The organism is Streptomyces sp. NPDC055025 (assembly GCF_053608565.1).
On the sequence record NZ_JBSGVS010000040.1, the window covers coordinates 67,734 to 89,485 of the forward strand.

27 protein-coding genes and 1 pseudogene are annotated in these 21,752 nt (G+C 69.3%); 25 read left to right on the plus strand and 3 right to left on the minus strand.

What is annotated here, in order from left to right; all coding sequences use genetic code 11:
• Positions 1-164 precede the first annotated feature (164 nt).
• The 22 genes from ACWGDX_RS24155 to ACWGDX_RS24260 all read left to right on the plus strand — a co-directional run bounded on the left by ACWGDX_RS24155 (position 165) and on the right by ACWGDX_RS24260 (position 18,776).
• Positions 165-446 (plus strand): hypothetical protein, encoded by a 282-nt coding sequence (locus ACWGDX_RS24155; RefSeq protein WP_453628681.1) that lies wholly within the window; start codon positions 165-167, stop codon positions 444-446.
• Positions 439-1,956 (plus strand): terminase, encoded by a 1,518-nt coding sequence (locus tag ACWGDX_RS24160; protein ID WP_453628683.1) that lies wholly within the window; start codon positions 439-441, stop codon positions 1,954-1,956. The genes ACWGDX_RS24155 and ACWGDX_RS24160 overlap by 8 nt, the downstream gene beginning before the upstream one ends.
• Entirely contained in the window at positions 1,938-2,156 is a 219-nt protein-coding gene (locus ACWGDX_RS24165; protein ID WP_453628685.1) for a hypothetical protein, read from the plus strand. Before ACWGDX_RS24160 ends, ACWGDX_RS24165 begins: the two co-directional genes overlap by 19 nt.
• On the plus strand, positions 2,137-2,388 hold the full coding sequence (locus ACWGDX_RS24170; protein WP_453628687.1) for a hypothetical protein: 252 nt from the start codon (positions 2,137-2,139) through the stop codon (positions 2,386-2,388). Before ACWGDX_RS24165 ends, ACWGDX_RS24170 begins: the two co-directional genes overlap by 20 nt.
• Entirely contained in the window at positions 2,385-3,719 is a 1,335-nt protein-coding gene (locus ACWGDX_RS24175) for a phage portal protein (RefSeq protein ID WP_453628689.1), read from the plus strand. The genes ACWGDX_RS24170 and ACWGDX_RS24175 overlap by 4 nt, the downstream gene beginning before the upstream one ends.
• Positions 3,719-4,531: an HK97 family phage prohead protease gene (locus tag ACWGDX_RS24180; RefSeq protein WP_453628691.1), complete on the plus strand. Its 813-nt coding sequence runs from the start codon at positions 3,719-3,721 to the stop codon at positions 4,529-4,531. Before ACWGDX_RS24175 ends, ACWGDX_RS24180 begins: the two co-directional genes overlap by 1 nt.
• Positions 4,528-5,988 carry a phage major capsid protein gene (locus ACWGDX_RS24185; protein ID WP_453628693.1) on the plus strand — a complete coding sequence of 487 codons (1,461 nt, stop codon included), beginning with the start codon at positions 4,528-4,530 and terminating at the stop codon, positions 5,986-5,988. The genes ACWGDX_RS24180 and ACWGDX_RS24185 overlap by 4 nt, the downstream gene beginning before the upstream one ends.
• 67 nt (positions 5,989-6,055) lie before the next feature.
• Entirely contained in the window at positions 6,056-6,310 is a 255-nt protein-coding gene (locus ACWGDX_RS24190) for a hypothetical protein (protein WP_453628694.1), read from the plus strand.
• Entirely contained in the window at positions 6,307-6,729 is a 423-nt protein-coding gene (locus tag ACWGDX_RS24195) for a hypothetical protein (RefSeq protein ID WP_453628696.1), read from the plus strand. The genes ACWGDX_RS24190 and ACWGDX_RS24195 overlap by 4 nt, the downstream gene beginning before the upstream one ends.
• Positions 6,730-6,739: 10 nt before the next feature.
• Entirely contained in the window at positions 6,740-7,294 is a 555-nt protein-coding gene (locus tag ACWGDX_RS24200) for a head-tail connector protein (protein WP_453628698.1), read from the plus strand.
• Complete coding sequence (locus ACWGDX_RS24205) at positions 7,294-7,761, plus strand: hypothetical protein (RefSeq protein WP_453628700.1); 468 nt, start codon at positions 7,294-7,296, stop codon at positions 7,759-7,761. Before ACWGDX_RS24200 ends, ACWGDX_RS24205 begins: the two co-directional genes overlap by 1 nt.
• A 30-nt stretch (positions 7,762-7,791) precedes the next feature.
• A complete protein-coding gene (locus ACWGDX_RS24210) occupies positions 7,792-8,022 on the plus strand; it encodes a hypothetical protein (RefSeq protein WP_453628702.1) in 231 nt (76 codons plus the stop codon).
• Position 8,023: 1 nt separating this feature from the next.
• On the plus strand, positions 8,024-9,013 hold the full coding sequence (locus ACWGDX_RS24215) for a phage tail tube protein (protein WP_453628704.1): 990 nt from the start codon (positions 8,024-8,026) through the stop codon (positions 9,011-9,013).
• Positions 9,014-9,025: 12 nt separating this feature from the next.
• Positions 9,026-9,547, plus strand: a complete 522-nt coding sequence (locus ACWGDX_RS24220; RefSeq protein WP_453628706.1) for a hypothetical protein — start codon at positions 9,026-9,028, stop codon at positions 9,545-9,547.
• 19 nt (positions 9,548-9,566) lie between these two features.
• Entirely contained in the window at positions 9,567-10,064 is a 498-nt protein-coding gene (locus tag ACWGDX_RS24225; protein ID WP_453628708.1) for a hypothetical protein, read from the plus strand.
• Positions 10,065-10,206: 142 nt separating this feature from the next.
• Positions 10,207-13,800 carry a hypothetical protein gene (locus tag ACWGDX_RS24230; protein WP_453628709.1) on the plus strand — a complete coding sequence of 1,198 codons (3,594 nt, stop codon included), beginning with the start codon at positions 10,207-10,209 and terminating at the stop codon, positions 13,798-13,800.
• A 14-nt stretch (positions 13,801-13,814) separates the two neighbouring features.
• Positions 13,815-16,286 carry a LamG-like jellyroll fold domain-containing protein gene (locus ACWGDX_RS24235; protein ID WP_453628711.1) on the plus strand — a complete coding sequence of 824 codons (2,472 nt, stop codon included), beginning with the start codon at positions 13,815-13,817 and terminating at the stop codon, positions 16,284-16,286.
• A 10-nt stretch (positions 16,287-16,296) separates the two neighbouring features.
• Positions 16,297-16,818 (plus strand): hypothetical protein, encoded by a 522-nt coding sequence (locus ACWGDX_RS24240; RefSeq protein WP_453628713.1) that lies wholly within the window; start codon positions 16,297-16,299, stop codon positions 16,816-16,818.
• Entirely contained in the window at positions 16,815-17,324 is a 510-nt protein-coding gene (locus ACWGDX_RS24245) for a hypothetical protein (RefSeq protein WP_453628715.1), read from the plus strand. The genes ACWGDX_RS24240 and ACWGDX_RS24245 overlap by 4 nt, the downstream gene beginning before the upstream one ends.
• A gap of 62 nt (positions 17,325-17,386) precedes the next feature.
• Positions 17,387-18,244 (plus strand): peptidoglycan recognition protein family protein, encoded by an 858-nt coding sequence (locus ACWGDX_RS24250; RefSeq protein WP_453628717.1) that lies wholly within the window; start codon positions 17,387-17,389, stop codon positions 18,242-18,244.
• Positions 18,245-18,339: 95 nt separating this feature from the next.
• Positions 18,340-18,516: a hypothetical protein gene (locus ACWGDX_RS24255; RefSeq protein WP_453628719.1), complete on the plus strand. Its 177-nt coding sequence runs from the start codon at positions 18,340-18,342 to the stop codon at positions 18,514-18,516.
• Positions 18,516-18,776, plus strand: a complete 261-nt coding sequence (locus ACWGDX_RS24260; RefSeq protein ID WP_453628721.1) for a hypothetical protein — start codon at positions 18,516-18,518, stop codon at positions 18,774-18,776. The genes ACWGDX_RS24255 and ACWGDX_RS24260 overlap by 1 nt, the downstream gene beginning before the upstream one ends.
• Positions 18,777-18,837: 61 nt before the next feature.
• Here the strand turns inward: ACWGDX_RS24260 and ACWGDX_RS24265 are convergent, their stop codons facing one another.
• From ACWGDX_RS24265 to ACWGDX_RS24275, 3 genes are read right to left on the minus strand one after another with little or no spacing between them, the layout of a single operon-like run.
• Positions 18,838-19,692 (minus strand): helix-turn-helix domain-containing protein, encoded by an 855-nt coding sequence (locus ACWGDX_RS24265; protein WP_453628723.1) that lies wholly within the window; start codon positions 19,690-19,692, stop codon positions 18,838-18,840.
• A gap of 24 nt (positions 19,693-19,716) precedes the next feature.
• Positions 19,717-20,244 (minus strand): DUF6879 family protein, encoded by a 528-nt coding sequence (locus tag ACWGDX_RS24270; RefSeq protein WP_453628725.1) that lies wholly within the window; start codon positions 20,242-20,244, stop codon positions 19,717-19,719.
• Positions 20,216-20,476 (minus strand): hypothetical protein, encoded by a 261-nt coding sequence (locus ACWGDX_RS24275; protein ID WP_453628727.1) that lies wholly within the window; start codon positions 20,474-20,476, stop codon positions 20,216-20,218. The genes ACWGDX_RS24270 and ACWGDX_RS24275 overlap by 29 nt, the downstream gene beginning before the upstream one ends.
• Positions 20,477-20,704: 228 nt before the next feature.
• Here ACWGDX_RS24275 and ACWGDX_RS24280 point away from each other — a divergent pair, with 228 nt between their 5' ends.
• The 3 genes and pseudogenes from ACWGDX_RS24280 to ACWGDX_RS24290 all read left to right on the plus strand — a co-directional run.
• Positions 20,705-21,058: a DUF6415 family natural product biosynthesis protein gene (locus ACWGDX_RS24280; protein ID WP_453628729.1), complete on the plus strand. Its 354-nt coding sequence runs from the start codon at positions 20,705-20,707 to the stop codon at positions 21,056-21,058.
• A complete protein-coding gene (locus ACWGDX_RS24285) occupies positions 21,055-21,243 on the plus strand; it encodes a hypothetical protein (protein WP_453628731.1) in 189 nt (62 codons plus the stop codon). Before ACWGDX_RS24280 ends, ACWGDX_RS24285 begins: the two co-directional genes overlap by 4 nt.
• A gap of 273 nt (positions 21,244-21,516) precedes the next feature.
• Positions 21,517-21,752 (plus strand): annotated as a pseudogene (locus ACWGDX_RS24290) (glycine-rich domain-containing protein); the annotation flags it as partial.

Genomic DNA, 21,752 nt, shown 5'->3' on the forward strand with positions numbered 1-21,752 from the left:
GGGGCGGTCCGTTCACGGGTGATGGAGGACGGGCGACCCAAAAGCCCTTGTCGCTCCCTCTTTTTTGCGCGGCCGGTTTGAAGATCATTTCCCCCGGACCCCGCTATCGACCCTAGTTGATCTTGGTCACCCTGAGTGACATTACGCTGTGTAACGGGGGCGGGATGATCTTCGATGAGGTGCGGGCCGAGATCGAAGCACTCGGCGCCGAAAAGTCAACCCCTGGGCTGGTCTCTCTTGCGGAGCGTCTGGCTCAGGCTCTCGACGCGATTCCCGTGGGGGACGCGCCGACATCACAGGCTGTGGTCGCGCGGGAGTTGACGGCCGTCATGACGAAGCTGCGCGCGCTCGCGCCGGTGCAGTCGAAGGGGGACGCGGTCGATGACATTGCTGAGCAGCGAGCGAAGCGCCGGGCAGCGACCCGCCAGCAGGCCGCCGATGGCTGAGGGACGCCTGTACGGGTGGCAGGAGCCGCCGATCCAGACCGCGCCCCCCTCGGTGTCCACGGCGGGCCAGGAGGCGATCGACCTGGCCACCAAGGCCGGGCTGCACCTGGACCCGTGGCAGCAGCATGTGCTGCGGGTCGGCATGGCGGAGAAGGCGGACGGGAGTTGGGCCGCTTTCGAGGTCGCGGTCAATGTGCCCAGGCAGAACGGCAAGGGCGGCGTGATCGAAGCGCGGGAGCTGTGGGGCCTGTTCATCGGCGGCGAGGAGTTGATCCTCCACAGCGCGCATGAGTTCAAGACGGCGAAGAACGCGTTCCGCCGTATTGAGCGGCTCATCCGTGGGTGTCCTGACCTGCATAAACGTGTCAAGCAGTACCGGCAGACCGTGGGTGAGGAGTGGATCGAGCTGCACGACGGCGCGATGCTCCGGTTCATCGCCCGCAGCAAGGGTTCCGGGCGCGGGTTCAGCGGCTGGTCCAACATGCTCGACGAGGACATGATTCTCGGCGACAACGAGATGGACGCCCTGCTGCCCACGATGGCCGCCATCGAGGACCCGCAGATCTGGTACCTGGGATCGGCCGGTATCGGTGCCCCGTCCGTACAGCTCGGACGTCTGCGGCGGCGGGCCCTGGCGGCGATTGAGGCGGGGGTCCCGGATCCGTCGCTGGCGTACATGGAGTGGTCCGCGGACCCGCATGCCGACGAGTGCCCGCCGGACTGCGACAGGCACGACGACCCGGCCTCCGACGAGGCGGTGCTGAAGTCGAATCCGGCGGTGGGGTTCCGGCTGACGCTGGAGAAGGTCGCCAACGAGCGGCTGACGCTGTCTGCGGGCGGGTACGGGCGTGAGCGGCTGGGTGTAGGTGAGTATCCGTCGGACGAGGCGGACGCCTGGCAGGTCATCGGCGAGGACGTGTGGAGGGCGCTGGCGGCGGCGGATGCGGCGCCGTCGGACCCGGTGGTGTTCGCGGTCGACATGCCCCCGGAGCGCACCCATGTGGCGATCGCGGTGGCCGGTGAGTGGCGGGGCGGTACGCACACCGAGGTCGTTGAGCACCGGCCGGGCACGGCCTGGTTCAAGCAGCGGGCCCGGGACCTGACCTTGAAGTGGAAACCGCGCTGCTGGGTCATCGACCCGAGCAGTCCGGCCGGTGCGCTGACCCGGGACTTGAAGGCCGCGTTGAAGGTCGACCCGGAGGACGAGTCCGACGAGCCCGCGCTCCTGGCCCCGGTAGTGGAGATGAAGACGCGGGACGTCGTGCAGGCCGCCGGCCAGTTCTACGACGCGGTCGCTGAGGGGAATCTGTCGCATCTGGACCAGGCGCCGCTCGCGACAGCTCTGGCCGGCGCGCAGCAGCGCTCCCTTGGGGATGCGTGGGCGTGGGCCCGGCGTGGCGTGAACGTCGACATCAGTCCGCTGGTCGCGGTGACCCACGCCAAGTGGGGACTGACCGCGGAGGTCGAGGAGCCGGAGGAGGACGTGGAGGCGTGGGCGGTGTACGGGTGAAGCGACTACGGCGGGTGACGGCCCTGGCCTGGTCCCGGCTCGGCTACGCCGCCGGCTGCCTGACCGCCTTCGTGGGTGTCGGGCTGGAGTTCGGCGCCGCCTGGGGGCTCACGGCGGGCGGCGCGATCACTGCGGCGTCGTTCCTGCTGCTGGTCGACGTCGGCGGCGACGAGAAGGGCGGTGAGCACGATGGACGGTGAGCTGACGCTGCGCCGGATCCCGGGCGGGATCGAGGTGGTCCATGCCCCGCGCATCACCTGCATCGCGCTGGACGTGATCGCGGCAGCCAGCGAGCACGCACTGCGGGTGAACGGGAGCCTGATCACCGTGGCGCACCAGGTCGACTACCAGGTGACCGCCTGGCAGGCGTCACCGCCCGGCCTCACCGTCGTCCTGGTCGCAGACCGCCGCACCCCAGGAGAGGCGACGTGAACCTCCTCCAGCGCGCCTTCCGCCGCTTCGACCTGTCGACCGTCCTCGAAGACGCCTCGTGGTCGACCGGCGGCAACACCTACTTCGGCCTGGGCCGGCCGACGAACGGCGAAGAGCGTTCGTCCGCGTGGGACTTCGAGGCCGCGGTCCGCTTCGCGTACAAGCGCAACGGGCCGGTCTTCGCGCTGATGCTGGTCCGCCAGATGGTCTTCAGCGAGGCCCGGTTCCAGTTCCGGCAGATCCGCAACGGCCGCCCCGGCGAGCTGTTCGGAACCAAGGATCTGGAGATCCTAGAGAAGCCGTGGCCGAACGGGACCACCGGGGATCTGCTGTCGCGGATGATCCAGGACGCCGACCTCAACGGCAACGCCTTCGTGACCGACTACAACCCGGGCCGGTTGAAGCGGCTGCGGCCGGACTGGGTCGTCATCGTCACGGGCAGCCAGGACGAGCCGCATCTCGCGGGTGACGCGATCGACGGGGACCTGGTCGGCTACGGGTACGCCCCGCACGGCACCTGGGATGATCCGGTGTTCCTGCTGCCCGAGCAGGTTGCGCACTTCGCGCCGATCCCGGACCCGGAGTTCCACTACCGGGGCATGTCGTGGCTGACCCCGATCGTCCGGGAGATCACCGGCGACTCGGCGGCAACCACACACAAGCTCAAGTACTTCGAGAACGGCGCCACTCCGCAGGTCATCGTGTCCTACGACAAGGAGCTGACCCCGGAGAAGTTCGCGGCCTTCAAGGCAGCCATGGACGCATCGCATCAGGGCCTCGACAACGCGTACCGGACGCTGTACCTGGGCGGCGGTGCGGACGTCACGATCGCGGGCCGGGATCTGGGGCAGATCGACTTCAGGGCCACCCAGGGCGCGGGTGAGACCCGGCTCGCGGCGGCGGCCGGTGTGCCGCCGTCCATCGCCGGGTTCTCGGAGAGCCTGGCCGGGTCGAGCCTGAACGCGGGGAACTACACGGCCGCCAGGCGCCGGTTCGCGGACGCCACGATGCGCCCGCTGTGGCGCGAGGCGGCGGGCGCCCTGGCCACGCTGGTCAACGTCCCCGCGGGCGCGGAGCTCTGGTACGACGAGCGGGACATCGCGTTCCTGCGCGAGGACAGCAAGGACGCCGCCGAGATCGCCGGACTCAAGTCCCGCACCATCCGGCAACTCACCGACGCGGGTTTCGAGCCTGCCTCGGTCATCAAGGCCGTGGAGGCCGACGACTTCTCGTTGCTCGTCCACACCGGCCTGTACTCCGTGCAGCTCCAGAAGCCCGGCACGGGCCCCGGCACACCCGCACCCAGCCCACAGCCCAACGAGGGAGCGTGATGGACGCATTCACGCGGAGTTTCCCGCTGGAGGACATCCGTGTCCGCGCCGGCGGGGACGGCCGCACGGTCGAGGCGTACGCCGCGGTGTTCGACACCCCGACGGAGATCTACGACCAGGACGGCCACTACAACGAGGCCATCGACCGCCGTAGCTTCGAGCGGACCCTGACCCAGCTTGCCCCGGCCGGCTCGCGCACGAACTGGCGGGTGGGGGTGCTGTACAACCACGGCCGGACCCTGTTCGGCACACCGTCCGAGCGCGGGGCGATGCCGATCGGTGCGCCGGTGGAGATCAAGGCGGACAGCCGCGGTCTGCTCACCGTCACCCGCTACAACCGCACCGAGCTGGCCGACGAGGTTCTGGAGAACATCCGCGAGGGCTCCATCACCGCGCAGTCCTTCAGCGGCGCGTTCGTGCGCTCCGACCCCGGCCGTCCGCCTCGCGGCGGCTGGCGCCCCGACAGCGACGGCAAACTGCGCACCGTGCGGCGCCAGGAGATCAAGCTGCGCGAGTACGGGCCGACCCCGTTCCCCGCCTACCCCGACGCCGCCGTGATCGGCGTCCGAGCCGAGCAGCTCGTCACGCTCCTGGGCCAGATGCCCGAGGACGAGCGTGAACGGCTCGTCAACATGCTCCGGACCGGCACCCCCCTGGATCCGCCCCCTGCGGGCGATCCGGCGGGCCCGCCGGCCGACGGCGACCCCACCCCGGGCCCCGCCGCCGAGGACCCGCCCGAAAGGCACTCCGCTCGGCAGAAGATCGCGTGGGCCAAGGTCCGCGCAGAGATCAAGGCCAGGAGGGCCCTGTGACCACCAAGCGCAAGAAGAAGAGCGAGAAGCTCAGGGAGTCGCTCGACGCGATCCGCTCCGAACTCTTCGAACTGGAAGAGATCGAGGAGCCGACCGACGAGCAGGCGTCGCGCGCCACCGAGCTGCTCGGCGAGATCGACACCGCCCAGGAGGCATACAACGATCAGGTCGAGCACGAGCGGCGTGTCGACGCGGTCCGCTCGGCAGCGAACATCCCTGGCGCCACGGAGCGCGAGCCCGCAGGCGACGGGCCGGCTTTCCTCCGCCACCGCGGCAACCCCTACGAGGACCTCGACCGGGTCCGCGGCGCCAACGTCCACGACCGGGGCACCGTGGCCGACCTGCGGAACCGCGCCCTGTACGCGGTGGAACTGGCCGCTGAGCAGATGCAGGAGGACCAGCAGGAGCGTGTCGAGAAGCTCGTCCGCTCGGACCGGCGCGGCCGGATCGCCCAGCACCTCCTCCTGACCGGCAGTGACGACTACATGCGCGCGTTCGAGGCGCTCCTGTCCAACGGCGGTTCTCCCGCGCTGCTGGAGGACGACGAGGCCGCGGCCTACAAGCTGGCCGAGGCGCACCGCCGCGCCATGTCGCTGACCGACTCGGCGGGTGGCTTCCTGGTCCCGTTCACGCTGGACCCGACGATCATCCTGACGAACGCCGGAAGCGCGAACCCGTTCCGGCAGGTCTCCACCGTCAAGACCATCACCACCGACTCGTGGAACGGCGTTTCGTCCGCCGGTGTGACGGCCGAGTGGCTCGACGAGGGCAGTGAGGCCGCGGACGCCTCGCCCGGCTTCGCCCAGCCGTCCATCACCCCGAAGAAGGCCGGCGCGTATGTGCAGGGATCCTTCGAGGTCCTGGCCGACTCCGGGTTCGGGACGGAGGTGGGGCCGCTCCTGGCGGACGCCAAGGACCGCCTGGAGGCGGAGGCCTTCGCCACCGGCAACGGCACCACCCGGGCCAAGGGCGTCATCACCGCCGTGTCGGCCGTCGCCGGGTCGGTCGTTCCCTCGGCGACCACCGACACCTACGCGGTCGCCGACGTGTACGCGGTCGAGCAGGCCCTGCCCCCGCGGCACCGCCTCACCGGCAACCCGTCGTGGATGGCGAACAAGACGATCATCAACAAGACCCGTCAGTTCGACACCGCCGGCGGCTCCAGCTTCTGGGCGAACCTGGGCATGGGCCAGCCCGAGCAGCTCCTCGGCGCCCCCATCTACGAGGCGTCGGCGATGGACGGCGTCATCAACGCCACCGTCGACAACTACGCCCTGCTGCTGGGCGACTTCCGCAACTTCTACATCATCGACCGGGTCGGCATGACGATGGTCTACGAGCCGCTCGTCAAGGGCGCCAACGGCCGCCCCAACGGGCAGGCCGGCTGGTTCGCCTACTGGCGCGTCGGATCCGACGTCGTCAACGCCGACGCGTTCCGGCTCCTCAACATCACCTGATCCCAGCCGCCAACGGCGCGGGCAGCACGCTGCTGCCCGCGCCCCGCTGTGTGAGGAGCACACATTGATGTACCGCGCGAAGGACACGTTCTGGGCGCCGAAGAACAGGCGCATCGTCAAGGGCGACCTGGTCGCCGCCCACGATCCGGTCGTCGAGGGGCGCGAGGGTCTGTTCGAGGCCGTCGTCATCCCCGAGGCCGTGGCACCCGCCAAGGCGCCCGAGGACAACGACCCGCAGAGCGCCCCCGCGTCTGCGGCGAAGAAGACGGCCGCCCGCAAGACGGCCGCCGCGAAGAAGCCCGAGGGAGGCGACGAGGAGTGAAGCGCACCGTCTACAACCACGTCCGGGCCAAGGCGACCCTGGCGATCACCGCCCGCACCGCGGCCGCGAACGGAACAGCCGTCGACCGGACCCTGTCCGGGGCGGCGGGCAGCAACGAGTGGCACCAGTCGGTGATGCTGCTGGTGCACACCGGCACGATCACCGACGGCTCGCACGCCATCACCCTGGAAGTCAGTGACAACGGCTCGTCGTGGGCCGCCGCCGCTGCGGCTGACCTGCAAGGGACGCTGCCCACCGTCGGGGCCTCCGACGACGACAAGGTGTTCGAGGTCGGCTACACCGGCACCAAGCGCTACCTGCGCGCGGTGGCCACCCCGTCCGGCACCACCACCGGCGGCATCTACGGGGCGACGATCCTGCTCGGCTTCCCCAACACCGCCCCCATCACGCGCACCTGAGGGGGCTGACATGGCACTGCTGACCCTGGCCGACGCCAAGGCCCAGCTCGACATCGTCACCGACGCCCACGACATCGAACTGGCCGCGTATGTCGAGGGCGTGACGTCCGCCATCGAGGCGCACATCGGTCCGGTGGAGAACAGGTCGGTCACCGAGACCTACACCATCCCGGCGGCCGGGGCGTGGGTGCTGGTGCTGCGCCAGACCCCGTCGGTGTCCCTGACCAGCGTGGTCCCCGTCCTGACCCGCGGCACCGGGTACGACACCGACGGCCTCGACCTTGACCCCGCCACAGGCGCGGTTCGCAGGCTCAACGGCGGACGCCTGTACGGCCCGCTGCGCATCACCTACACCGCCGGCCGGGGAGAGGTCCCGGCCACCATCAACCTGGCGGCCCGCATCATGCTCCAGCATCTGTGGCGGACCCAGTACGGGGCGGCACAGGGCGCTGGCCGCGATGACGGCTTCGACGTGAATCAGCCGACACCGGGCTGGGGCTATGCGATCCCGGCCCGGGTGCTGGAGCTGCTGGAGCCGTTCAAGCTGCCGCCGGCGGTGGCCTGATGGCTGCCTCCCGTGTACCCGCCGCGGTGGACGCGCTGCTGGCGATCCTGCGCGCGGCGCCAGTCCTGGCGGACATTCTGATCGTGGACGGGCCGCCGTCGACGAACTTTACCGAGCGGCAGCGAATCTACGTCGGCTACCAGCCGAACGGCGGTGGGTCGGCGGTTGCGCTGACCCAGTCGTTCAGCTCGGCGGGTGCCCGGACCCGGGACGAGAATTTCTCGATCGTCTGCTACGCCGAGTCCCGCTCGGGCGACAAGGACATGGCTCTGCACCGCGGGGCGGTCTTCGACATCTTCGCCGCGGTGGAGGTTGCGCTGCGCGCGACGGATGCGGCGCCGGAGGCTCCGACACTGAACGGCACGGTCCAGTGGGCGCATCTGACTGCCGGGGACCTGGTCCAGGACACCGACAGCGGCTCGCTGGCCGGTCTCGGCTTCACCGTGACGTGCCGCGCCCGTATCTGATCCACCCCACCTGAACAGAGGGAGAACGCTATGGCGCGTGTGCGCTACATCGGGCCCGAGCCGGTCGTCGTGCCGGAGCTCGGGCAGGGCCGGGTCGTCGGCCTGGACGAAGTCGTGACCGTTCCGGACGGCCGGTTCGACGCCTACGTCTGCCAGACGCGGATCTGGGAGCCGGTCGAGGAACCCAAGGGCGACCAGCCGCCGGCCGCATTGGCGCCGGTGAAGAAGACCGCGGCCAAGTCGCCGCTGAAGGAGGCATGAGATGGCGATCGGTTCGGGGCTCGGCGGCCAGCTCGGTATCGCCGCGGAGTCCACCTACGGCACGTATGTCGCGCCGACGGTGTTCCCGGAGTTCACCAAGGAGAGCTTGGTGCTCAAGAAGACCACGGCGGTGTCGGCGGGGGTTGCGGCGGGGCGGCAGCTCGCGTCGGCGTCGCGCCGCGTGGTGACCCAGCGGGAGGGGTCGGGCACGGTCGACATGGAGGTCATGAACAAGCTGATGGGAGTGATCCTCCAGGCGTTCATGGGCACCACGGTCACCCCGGTGCAGCAGGGCGTCACGGCCGCGTACCTCCAGACGCACACGCTCGCGGACGTCTTCGGGAAGTCGCTGACGATCCAGAAGGGCGTGCCGCTGACGACGGGCACGGTGACCGACAAGACGTTCACCGGCTGCAAGATCATCAGCGCGGAGTTCTCCTGCGAGGTCGGCGGCATGCTGACCGTGTCGCTGGAGATCGACGCGCAGGACGTGGACGAGACGCAGACTCTCGCGGTCGCGTCGTACCCGACGGGCATGGCCCCGTTCAACTTCGCGCAGATGGGCCTCAAGACGGGGACGTTCGGGGCGGAGACGGCGCGGGACGGGATCCGCAAGGTGTCCGTCAAATTTGAGAGGCCCCAGGCGGTTGACCGGTTCTACGCGAACAGCGCGGCGACGAAGGCCGAGCCGATCAGCAACGACCTGACGAAGATCACTGGGTCGCTGGAGACGGACTACGTCGACACCATCCTCGACGACCTGCACACGAGCGACGGCGGGACGTCCCTGGTGTGGGAGTTCATCGGCCCGACGATCGCGTCGACCTACAAGGAAACGCTGCGGATCAAGCTGCCGGTGGTCAAGTTCGACGAGGCGCCCCCGAGTATCGACGGCTTCGAGGTCATCAAGCCCACGCTGGCGTTCACCGCCCTCTTCGACGGCACGAACCTTCCCGCCATCGAATACATGAGCACGGACATCACGCTCTGACCGGAGGCCGTCATGCCAGCAGGGTCTTTCCGCATCCTGGGCACCGGCCAGCTCCTTGACCTGTCCCGGCGCCTGCACGCGGCCGGCGGGGCGCCGCTGCGCAGCAACTTCCAGCGGCGTCTTCGGCGAGCAGCCGAGCCCCTGCACCGGGATCTCCAGGACGTGATGACCGGGATGACCGTCAGCAGCCGGGGCCGCTCGACCCGGCAGGGCGGACCCTCCCCGACGACGCGCCCCCTGCGCCGCACCATCGCGGACGCGATCCGGATCAGCGTCCGGATCAGCGGGAATCCGGGGGCCCGGGTGTGGGTCGACAAGGGCCGTCTGCCTCCCGACCTGCGGAACATGCCCAAGACCATGAACGAGGCCCCGGGCGGCCGAGTGCGGCACCCGGTGTACGGCAACCGGCGCCGCTGGGCCAACACCTATGTGACGCCGCTGTGGTGGGACCGGACGGCGGCCCGCCACGAGCCCCGTATGCGCGCCGAGGTCGAGCGCATCACCGACGACATCCGCCGCCAGCTCGGCGACTGAACAGCAAGGAGACCACCCTGTGATCATCGTCTACACGCCCGTCGGCGGGGAGCCTGAGCAGTACGACGCCAGGTCGCTGCTGACGTCCGAGGCGTCGATCGTGGCCCAGACCATCGACCAGAAGTGGCCGCAGATCAAGCAAGGGCTCATGGACGAGGACCTGGACGCGATGCGCGGCGTGGTCTGGGTCCTGAGGAAGAGGGCCGACCTGACGCTGCGCTTCAGCAACTTCGACCCGGGTGTCGATGAGATGGTCACGCGCTACGACAAGCGCGAGGTCGAGGAATGGGTCGACGGCGCTTTCGGGATCTCCGCCGCCGACCCGGAGATCACCCCCGGCCAGATCGTCCACGCCTTGCGCGAGGTGCCTGCCGCAGCCGCCGACCCCGACCACGCCCGCGCCTACATCGAAAAGCTCCGGGCCGAGGCCGAGGCGGGGGGAAAAGACCCCGCCCCCGAGACAGCAGCGTCCGCACCCGGGCCGACGACCTCTGCGACCTCGACATCCGAGACCTGAGGGCCCAGTACCTCTGGCTCTTCGCGCACCTCGCGCGCATGCCGCCGACCGTCGTGGACGAGCAGCTCGTCGACGACTTCTACGCGCTCGTCATCTGTATGGACGCCTACCAGCAGGCCCAGCAGTCGGGAGGTGAGTGAGCATGGCGACTCGCCTCAGCTTCATCCTGGACGGCCGCGACCACCTGAGCCGCGTCCTGGACCGGGCCGGGGACAACGCCACCCGGCTGGGGCGCCGTCTCCTCACCGCGTCCATCAACGGCGAAGCCGCGATGAACCGGCTGGGGCGGACGACAACGGACCGAATGGCGGCTCTCACCCGGGAGAACAACCTGGGCGCCAAATCGGTCACAGCACTGAAGGGCGCCCTGATCAGCCTGGCGCCGGCCGCTATCCCGGTGGCAGCGTCGCTCGCCCCGGTCGCCCCCGCAGCAGGGGCCGCCGCGGTTGCGCTGGCCGCCTACGGTGCCGCGCTGGGGCCGCAGATCTCCGCCATGACGGAGGCCTCCGAGGCGGAGAAGAAGTACACCGAGGCGGTCGCCAAGAGCGGCCGGACGTCCCAGGCCGCGGTGACCGCGCAGCAGGAGTACCTGCGGGCGGTGAAGCAGCTTCCGCCCGAGACGCGCCGTGCGGCGGCGGCGCTGTCGGTGCTGAAGGACGAGTACAAGGAATGGTCGGACGATCTGGCGGCCGACACGATGACGCCGGTCACCAAGGGCATGGCCGTGCTGAACGGTCTGCTCCCCAAGACCAGCGGCCTGGTCAAAGGCACCGGGCGCGAGCTGGACCGGATGATGACGATCCTGGCCGGCGGGATGGAGTCCCCCGGCCTGGACCGGCTCAACGGGAAGTTCGAGTCGTTCGCGACCCGGACTCTGCGCCGGGTGAACGACGAGCTGGTCAGCCTGATGCGCACGGGCGACACCGGGAAAGTCGGCAGCGGCGCCGCTGAGTTCATGGACTACGCCCGCGCGCAGGGCCCGCTCGTCGCGGACACCCTCCGAAACGTCGGCCGCGCGCTGATGAACCTGCTCCAGGCCGGGTCCGAGGTCGGGGTCGGGATGCTCCAGGTCGTCAACGGCCTGGCGGGTATCGTCGCCGCGGTCCCGCCCGGGGCGATCGCTGCCATGCTCCAGCTCGCGGTCGCCATCAAGGCGGTGCAGCTCGCGGCCGTCGGTGTGGCCGCTGCCCGTACCGCGCTGGCCGCGTTCGGTACCCAGCTGGTCGCGATGCGGGTGGCCGCGGCTGCCGCACCGGGCGGTCTCGCCGCAGCCGGCGCGGCGATCGGCGCGCTGTCCCGGACCGCGAAGCTCGCGGTTGCGGGGACGGGGATCGGGCTGCTGATCATCGCGCTCTCCGAGCTGCACCAGATGGGGCAGCGGACGCCTCCGGACGTCGACAAGCTGACCAGTTCCCTGGGCAGGCTGGGCGCTACCGGGCAGGTCACCGGTGAACTCGCCACCCAGTTCGGCACGCGCTTCGAGAAGCTCCGCGCCCAGATGGACAAGGTGGCCGACCCCAGCCTCGCGGAGTCCTTCAACAACTGGGGCTCCGACATCACAGGCGGTTTCCTGTCCGCCGGATACGCCACCGAGGAACTCACCGCGAGCTTCGACGCGATCGACAAGGGGCTGGCGAACCTTGTCTCGGGCGGGAAGCCGGACCAGGCCAAGGCCGCCCTGGACCGGATGCTCAAGGGGATGAACCCGGCACAGGCCACGCAACTGGCATCCAGCCTCGACGACTACGACGCGGCGCTGGCCAACGCCGCGTTCGAGGCGCGGCTCGCGGCCGACGCGCAGGGTCTGTTCGGGGCGCAGGCGCAGAAGGTCCAGGCGAAACTCGACGCGCAGAAGATGTCGGCGGACGGACTGTCCCAGTCGATCAACGCGTTGAGCAACGCCACTCTCACCGCCCGCGGAGGCATCCGTGGCATGGAGGCCGCGCTCGACGCGGCCGACGCGGCGTTCAAGAAGAACGGCCGGACCCTCAGCGAGAACACCGAGGCGGGCCGCAGCAACAACCAGGCGCTGGACGACATCGCCGCCTCGACGATCAAGGCGGCCGAGAGCGCCCGCGCCAACGGCGCGTCGTGGGCCACCGTCAACGGGATCTATGACCGCGGCCACGCCCAGATCCTCAAGCTCACCGAGGGCGTAACGGGCAACGAGCGAGCGGCGAAGAAGCTTGCCGACCAGATCCTGCAAACCCCGAACAAGACAGCCAGGCTCAAGGGCAACATCGAGGACCTCCAGGCCAAGCTGAACACGGCGAAGTCCCGGCTTGCCACGGTTCCCGACTCCCGCAAGGCGAAGGTCCGGGCGGAGATATCCGACCTCCAGGCGAAGATCGCGCAGGCCAAGCGGGAACTGGCCGCGATGGACGGCCGGACAGCGACAGCCAGCATCATGGTCCAGTACCGCACGAGTGGCTCCAAGGCGTCCGCGTTCGCCAAGTCCATCGGCGGCTACGCGTCAGGCGGCAAGCCCAAGCCCGGCGAGCTGGCGTGGGTGGGCGAAGAAGGCCCCGAGCTGATGCGGTTCGGCGGGGGCGGCACCGAGATCTACGATCACCGCTCCTCGATGCGGATGGTGGCCGATGCCCGGTCCGCCGGCCGGGACGCGGGCCTCGGGCTGCGCCGGGGCATGTCCGTGTCGACCGATGAGGTGGGCGCGGGCGGCCGGGCGATGGCGGCGGCGATCCTGACCGGGATCCGCGCCGAGCTGGAGATCGCCTCGCCGTCGAAGAAGACAAAGGCCCTCGCCCAGGATGCCGGCAAGGGGCTGGTCGTCGGTCTGACCGGGTCCAAGGCGAAGATCGCCGCCGTCTCGAAAGACCTGGTCGAGGACATCTGGAAGGCGTGGTCCGGCACCAGGTCCACGAAGGACAGCAAGCTCGTGGCGATGGTCAACCGGGACACCGCCAAGCTTCAGGGCCTGGCTACGAAGCGGGACGCGCTCGCCTCCAAGATCGCAACGGCCAAGAAATACGCGTCCGATTTGACGGCGGCGGCCCGGCAGCAGGCGTCGCTCGGGAGCCTCGGCCTGGAGCCCGAGCAGGTTACTGCGGGCAGCATCAAAGCGGGCCTGTCCCAGAAGCTCAGCCAGATCAAGCAGTTCACGTCCTACATCGGCCAGCTCGCCAAGCGCGGCCTGAACAAGAGCCTCCTTCGGCAGATCCTCGACATGGGGCCCGAGGCCGGATACGCCTACGCGTCCGCCCTGGTGGGTGCGGACAAGACGACGTTCGCCGCGATCAACTCCACGCAGAAAAGCATCGACTCAGGTACGGCCACGCTCGGCAGGGTCGGCGCGGACAAGATGTACGACGCGGGTAAGGACTCCGCGAAGGGCTTCCTGTCCGGGCTCACCAGCCAGCAGGCGGCGATCGAGAAGCAGATGATCACGATCGCCAAGGGGATGCAGAAGGCCATCAAGCAGGCCCTCGGCATCCGGTCGCCCGCCACGAAGATGATGCCGCACGGCGAGAACGCCACGAAGGGCCTGGCTGTCGGCGCGGTCCGCGGCATCCCCTTCCTGGACCGGGCCATGGCCCAGGTCGCCGGCCGCGTCGCGGCGACGCGCCCCGTCATGGGCGCGGCTGTGCTGCCCGCAGGCGGCGGCGGGGTCGTCTACAACATCCAGATCCACATCGACGGCCCGGCGGATCCGGTCGCGGTGGGCCGAGAGCTGGACCGGGTGCTCACGCAGTACAAGCGGACGCAAGGCGTGCGGTGAAAAAGGGGGATGCGGTGGCGATCCTGATGGAAGCCGGGTGGGGCGGACAGGTCCAGGACCAGGGCTCGATCGTCTGGACGGACCTCTCCCGGCGCGTGGACATGCGGCAGAGGGTGCGGATCGACCGGGGCGCGGCCGACGAGCACGCCGAGATCCAGACCGCCACCCTGACCGCCGTGCTGGACAACCAGGACGGGTACCTGACTCCGCGCAATCCGGCGTCGCCCTGGACTGTCCGCAGGAACACGCCGATTCGGTGCGCGGTCACCACCACCACCGCCCGTACCGGCCCGGCACCCTGGCCACTCGCGCAGTTGGCCGACGACTTCGACGACGACCGCGTGGACCCCGCACTGTGGGTGAACTCCTACGGCGGCGTCACCGAGGTCGGCGGCCGGGCCCGTATCCCCGTCGTGCCCGCCGGGTTCGCGGCCTACCAGTCCGCACGGCAATGGACGCTGGCTGGGTCGCAGTTCTCCATCAAGTTCGCCACCCCACCCGGTATCAGCGGCAGTTCCGCGGCATCCGTGTCCGTCATGGTCAACTCGACCACGGCAGGCACCCGGGCCGGGTTCACCTACAGCCCCGTCGCCGGAACCCTCCGGCTCGTGTCGGAGACGTCGTACTTCGACGCGGGCGCGACCACCCTCACCTACAGCCCGATCGCTCACGCCTGGCTCCGGATCCGCGAGGCTGCGGGCACGCTCTACTGGGACACGTCTGGCGACGGCCACAACTGGACCACCCGCCGAACCCTGGCCACCCCCGCCTGGGTCAGCAGCCAGTCCGTCATCGTCGAACTGGTGGCTACGCGCACCGGCGGCACCGCCGACTACGCGGAGTTCGACCTCGCCGGGCACCGGGTCCGGAGCCGGTTCTACGGCACGCTCAACGATCTGCCGGTCTCCTGGAACGGGCTGTACAGCACGGTCAGCATCACGGCCAGCGACCTGTTCAAACAGCTCGGCAGGCTTCCCCCACTGGTGTCAATGCTCGGCGAGGAGATCCTCACCGCCGACCAAATCATCCCCGTCTTCGACCTGCTGTCCTGCTACTTCCCCCTGGCCGAGCCGTCCGGGGCGACGGCCGCCGGCGACCTGTCCGGGCGCGGCGCGGGCGCCCTCGCGCAGACCCAGGTATCCAGCGGCGGGACGCTGGCGTTCGGCACGGACGGACTGCCCGCCACCGGCGACACCAGCCTCACCCTCACCCCCGCCAGCGCCACCGCAGGGCGTTATCTGACCGGGGACCTGGGCGCGGGCTTCCAGTCCGACAGCAACGTCACCCCCTCCCACACCGCCATGTCACCGCTGGTCGAGGTCTGGATCAAGACCAGCACCGCGGGGCGGGCAATCCTCGGACTCTGGGAACCCGGGCTGGACCATCAGCTCGTGCTCGCCCTCAACGGCTCCGGCGTCCTGACCGTTGAGTCGACCGAGACCGGCGACGCCCTGTCCGTAGTCACCACCTCCAGCGGCAACCTCGCGGACGGCAACTGGCACCACATCGTCCACGACAACAACGCCAAAACGGTCTGGGTGGACGGCTCCCAGGTCGGCGGCACCCTCGCCGTCGCCAGCATGATCAACCACCGGATGCTCCACATCGCCGGATACCGGGGCGCCCGCCTGTGGGCCGGGCAGATCGCCCACGTGGCGATCCGCCACGCCACCGGCCCGGCCGGCTCCTACCTGGCAGACCACTGGGTGGCAGGCACCACCGGGTACGCGGGCGAGACCGCGGACCTGCGGATCGCCCGGCTCGCACGGTACGCGGGCATCGACTCCGTCACAGTGTGGGGCACCACCCACGACCCGGTCGCGAGCCAGGGCGAAGGCGGCTCCGGCCCCCTGACCCGGATGCAGGAGGTCTCGACCACCGAGTCCGCCCGCCTGTTCGCGGAGCGGGACTGGTACGGGCTGGCCTACCAGTCGAGGGATGTCCGCTACAACCCGGATCCCGTGTCAGAGGTGTTCACGGTCGACTACGCCGACCTGGAAACCGGCGGCTTCGGGCTCGCCGACGACGACCAGAAGTTGGTCAACAGCATCGAGGCGTCACGGCCGGGCGGCGCCGTGCAGCGCGCCACCGATCCCGCGAGCATCGCCGCGTTCGGTCTCTACCAGCCGAGCCCGCTCAATCTGCTGAAGACCAGCGACAACAGCGTGCTGTCCGCCGCGTACTGGACCGTCTCCCGCTACGCCGACCCGGAGCCCGAACTCCGCGAGGTGGAGATCGAAGCAGCGACGCTGCCGTTCTACAGCGACATCCTCGACGCCGAGATCAGCTCCTTCTTCAGCGTCTACAACCTGCCCTCCCAGACGGTCAGCGAGATGCGCGTCACCGTCGAGGGCTACACCGAGGTCATCGGCGAGCAGTCCCACACCGTCACCTTCCGCACCAGCGCCAGCGCCCGCGACTCCGTGTGGGTCCTCGGCGACCCCGTATACGGGCTGCTGGGACAGACCACCCGCCTCGCCTACTGAGGAGACCCCTTTGCCCATTCCCGAGCCCGACCCCGGCCCCGTGCTGCGCGCGGAGACCTACTACCTTCCCCCCGGCCCCCGCCCCGGACGCCCCGCACCCGACTGGTCCGGAATACCCGGGGCAGAGCTGGTGTACCACTGGGTCGACTACCGGCTGAGCCGCCGCACCCCGATCCCCACCGGCTTCGTGATCGGCGCCGATCCGGTGTACGCGCGCATCAACCACAACCGGTGGCTTGCCGACTGCCCCGAGTGCACGAGCGCCCTCCTGGTCAGCCTGGTCGACCAGCGGTTCGGGTGCACGGAGTGCAAGCGCGACTGGGTGACGCTGATCGTTCCCGACGACCCGGGCGCGGTCGAGGCGGAGATGCTCGCTCTGCCGCTGACCCGCGACCGCAACTGGTGGCATCCGCTGGATCCCAACAACCCGTACACCCCCGAGCCCGAGCCGGAACCCCCGACCGACCCCGATCCGGAGATGCCGGAGCCCGAGCCCGAGTCCCCGGGCGACCCGGACCCGGAGATGCCGTGACGTTCAGCCCGCGCACCTGGGTCGTCGGTGAAGTCGTCACCGACGTCATGCTCAACGTCGAAGTCCGCGACCAGTTCGCCTCGATGTTCGACGCGTGGACCACCTACACGCCCACCCTCGTGAGCACCGGAACCGCCCCCGCCCTCGGCAACGGAGCCCTCACCGGCCGCTACATGAAATGGGGCCGCACCGTCATGGTGCTCGCCCAGCTCACCGTCGGCAGCACCACCACCTTCGGCAGCGGCAACCTCAGCATCGGCCTGCCCGTAACAGGATCCTCAGGCCTAACCCCCGGCCCCCTCGAACTCCAGTGCAGCAGAACCGGCACCGTCAACTTCGCGATCGGCCGCTGCGTCACCCCCACCGGCGCCACCACGACAGGCACCTGCTGGTGGCCGTCCACCTCCACCGCCGGCGACTGGGACGCCTGGACCTCGGCCGTCCCCTGGACCCTCGCCGCCGGCGACATCGTCCGCGTCTACGGCACCTACCAGTCCGCCACCTGACCCCACCCCACCCCTGAGCCCCGCGCCGCCTGGCCGGGGCTTTCGTCATGCCCGGAGGCACCATGGCCTGGTATCCAGGCGCCACGAAGTACGAGTTGCAGCCCGAGAGCGACGCGCAGCCAGCCATCAAGCCGACCCAGTTCATCGTCCACTCGATCATCGCGCCGTGGACAGCGCGGCGCGTGTACGAGTACTGGCGCGACTCCACCAGCTTGGAGTCCCACTTCGGGATCGGCTACGAGGCGGGCGACGTCGGCCAGTTCATCGGGACCGAGACCCGCGCGGACGCGAACGCCGGGGCAAACCGCAGGGCCGACGGGACCGGCGCCGTGTCGGCCGAGACCGCCTCCAACACCGAGGGCACCGACCCGTGGACGGACGCGCAGGTCGAGGAACTGATCGACCTGGGTGTCTGGCTGCACCGCACCCACGACATCCCGCTGCGGATCTGCCGCACCCACGACGACAAGGGATTCGGCTACCACTCGATGTTCCCGCAGTGGTCGACATCCGGTACGGCCTGCCCCGGCAAGGCCCGCATCGCCCAGTTCAAGACGGTCGTGTTCCCGGGCATCGTCGCCCGCGCCACCGGCCAGACCACCGAGGAGGACGACATGCCCATCACGGACGCGGACGCCGAGACGATCGCACGGCGGGTGCTGACCCTCGACGGGGTCATCGTCAACCCCGTCTCCGATGCCACCAACACACACATCGTGCTGGCCACAAGCGTGCGCAACATCGAGATCGTGACGCGTAGGACGGAGACCAAGGTCGCCGCTCTCACGGCCGCTGTCACCTCGCTGGCCGGGCAGGTCGGCGCGGACGTCGACACCGCCACCGTGGTCGCCGCCGTACAGAAGGCGATCGCCGAGGCGGTCGTCAAGGTCGACGTCGACATCACCGGCGGTAGCGCATAACCGCATGACGTGCGTTACGCACGCCATGCCCTCCTGACCTGCACCTCCGTTACGGAGGTCCAGCCCTCTGACCTGCACCAACGAAGGGATTCACCATGAGGATTTCCAGCTTCGCGAAGGCGGTCGTTGCCAGCCTCGCGGCCGGTTCCGCCGCCCTCGCCACCGCCGTCCAGGACGGCGCGTTCACCACCGGCGAGGGCGTCACCGTCGCCCTCGCCATCCTCGGCGCGCTCGGCATCACCTACGTGGTGCCCAACAAGCAGCCGGTCTGATGGGCACGGCGCCCGACCCGGGCGTGTACATCAGCCCGGCACAGACCTATCAGGAGGTGAGAGACCTGGCCCGCACGGTCGACCGGATCGAGACCAAGCTCGACGGAATCCTCGACGAGAACAAGGACATCCGATCCGACGTCCAAGACCACGAGACCAGGCTCCGTACCCTCGAACGCAACCGGTGGCCGCTGCCCACCATCGGCGTCCTCGCCGGTGTGGCTGGCGCCGCGACCGGCGTGCTCGCTCTGCTTCGCTGACCTTGTACGTACAGGCGCCCCGCTCTCCTCCGGGAGGCGGGGCGCTTTCGCATGTTCGGGCTCAGGACAGGGAGTCGATGGCCTTCACGACCAGAGACCGGGCCTCGGCGCCGTACACGGCCATGCTTCGCAAGCAATCGAACGTCTTTACGTACAGGGCAATCTCGGAGGGCTGGGTGACGTGCACCGAGGCCGAGACCAGCTCCACGGACACGAGCGTGTCGTCGTAGATACAGAAGGTCTCCTCGGGCCACTGCACCCGCTCGTGCACCGCCATCGGAATGATGCCAAGCGACACTGCGGGCAGCGCGCCAACAGACAGCAGGTGACCGAGTTGCGCTGCCATCCCGTCCGCGTTGCCGATCCGGTAGCGCAGGACGGACTCTTCCAGCAGGAACACGAAGCGGTGCCCCCGTTCGTGGATGACCCGCGATCGGTCCACGCGGGCTCGGGCTGCTTCAGCGATGTCGTCCTGGGGGCGGTCGTGGAATTGGGCGGCGATGGCCAGGACTCCGGCGGCGTAGCCCTCGGTTTGCAGGAGGCCAGGCACAACCGTGGACGAGTACACCCGGACCTGTTCGGTCTCCCGGTAGAGCCGCGTCAGCCCGTCTTGCAGGTGCTTCAGTCCGCTGCGTACCTGGTCACGCCATTCCCTGTACATCGACTCGGCGTTGATGGACTGGGCGATCAGGTCCTGCGCCTGGTCGTCGGCATGTACGGCGGCGCACCATCGGCGGATGTCCGTCGCTGACGGGCCGGTGAGAGCGTTCTCGATACGGGAGGTCTTCGAGTAGTGCCATCCGCACCGGCGGGCCAGCTCAACGATCGTCAGTCCCGCTCCCTTGCGAAGGTCGCGCAGCCGTCCGGCGACGGCTTCTCGTGCGGCCTGAGCCGACGATGAGGGAGAGACGGGCATGAGCTGGCCTACCGGTGCTTCCTGTCAGTGGATCTCGTACTGGCTGTGGGGAATGGCGCGGGACCACACAGCTTCGAATGCTTCGGCGCACAACTTGGCTGCGGCTGGCTCTTCGTTGATCTCCTCACCGGTCCACGACCCGTCACCGGCGAAGTGGTTCCAGCGGATGAGGCGCCCGTCGAAGAGCCAGAAGTCGTTCCCGGGGAGTGCGATGTCCGAGGCGTGCCGGCGCGGAAGCCACCGCACGAGTTCTCCTGCGTGGAGATTCACCGCCGTTCCGGAGTGCTCGTAGCGGATGTAGTCGGTGACCGGTTCCGACACGATGCGGGCACGGCGCACGACGACGCCGCGGGCCACGGCGCGGGAGATCATGTCGACCCACGGCGCCCAGTTCTCTGACTCGGGATTCATGTCGCGCTGGCCTGTGTGGAGCCACCTGGTGAAGCCGTCAACTTCGTTGCTGACCGCGTACACATCTCGCATTTCCAGATGGATGGCCGAGCGTGTGCAGCCGGCGAGGAGTTCAGCGAACGTCGGGACGCTCGACGGCATCGCACGCCTCCCTGATCATCTGCACCATCCTGGCCGGGATGCGGACCACGGCCTCGTCGTCCGGGATGCCTTTCGCGTGCCCCGGCACCTCGAACGCGGCGCACTCCGCTTCGAGTTCGGGGCTCGGCTTCCAGCCCTGGAAGATGAACTCTTCCCTTTCCAGGTCAACCCACACAGTGGGGCTTTTGTCCTGCTCGGTGGCGGGGTCGATTCCGACGAACAATAGCGGCATGGCAGCCTCCGTCCAGAATGGCTTGCATTTCTTTGCAGGACTGTCCCGGGCAGGAGGGGTGCAGTCAAGGGTGCGAAGGTCAGCCCGCTTCACTCGAAGGGGTCATGCAAAGTTCTGCACATCCCTGGTGTGCGCGCACATCGCCTCCCTACGTTCTGGGAAGCGGCATTCCGGGCGCCTCGCGCCAAGCCGCGCACGATGCCCGCACGAGTGCGCACGGAGGCAGCCATGGGCAGACAGACGAATGCCAAGAGCGCTGTACAAACCGCCATCGACAAGGCCCGGCTGGTCGGCTACGGAGCAGGCACCCATGAGGAACTGGACAGGCTGGCCACGGACCTTCGCGGCCACGTCGCCCAGATACTTCCCGTCGCGCGGGCCCAGGTCGATCAGTTATGGCGCGGGAGCCGGGAGTGGTACGTCCTGGCCACTCGCCTGAACAGCATCTCGACCGATGCCGAGCAACCTCTCGCCACCGGCAAGCTGGCCGCGCACGTACAGGTCCGGCTTCTCGCGCTCGACTGCGAGTGGCTCCTCACCCGCTACGGCGAGGAGCTTCCCGGTGAAGGGACGGGACGATGACGGCCTGTCTCAAGGGGTCCCATGATTTCCCGATCGAGGACGCGTCCGGCGCGTACTGCCCGCGGCACAGGGTGACGCTGCTGTGGCACGGGCCGCCGATCACCGCAGACGACCTGCTGGGCGACGACGGCCCGACGCGTACCGCGCGGCCGGCACTCGACCCGCCGCAGCACCACCCCCACTGACCTCCCGCCCCGGCCAGGACTCCGGCGGGGCGGGTTCCACCACCCATCCATCAGGAAGACCAACCGGCATGAAGTGCAGCCAGTGCGACGACAGCGATATCGAGGATCTGGATCCGGATGAGCACCCGGAGGGAGCGGCACACAAGTGCCGTACCTGCGGCAACGAGTGGTAGCACTCGGTCGCACCGCTGAACCCCCGCCCCGGCTGGACGCATCCGGCCAGGAAAACCCGGCCGGGGCGGGTCACCACCCATCCGAAAACAGGAGGCACATATGAGTATGGCTGCACATGCGCCCGCGAAGCGCGACGCCCGGTCCTTGCTGACGGCCGAGGAGTTCGCCGGCGTAACCTCCACCGTCCTGCGCGCCAACCCCGGCATGGAACAGCCCCTCGCCGAGCGCATCACGCTGGAGGCCCTGAAGTTCGTGGCCACCGCGGCCGGACGTACCAGCGGACACATGGCGCCCTCGCCCGTGGTCGACGAGGGATGGCACGCCCTGATCCTCCA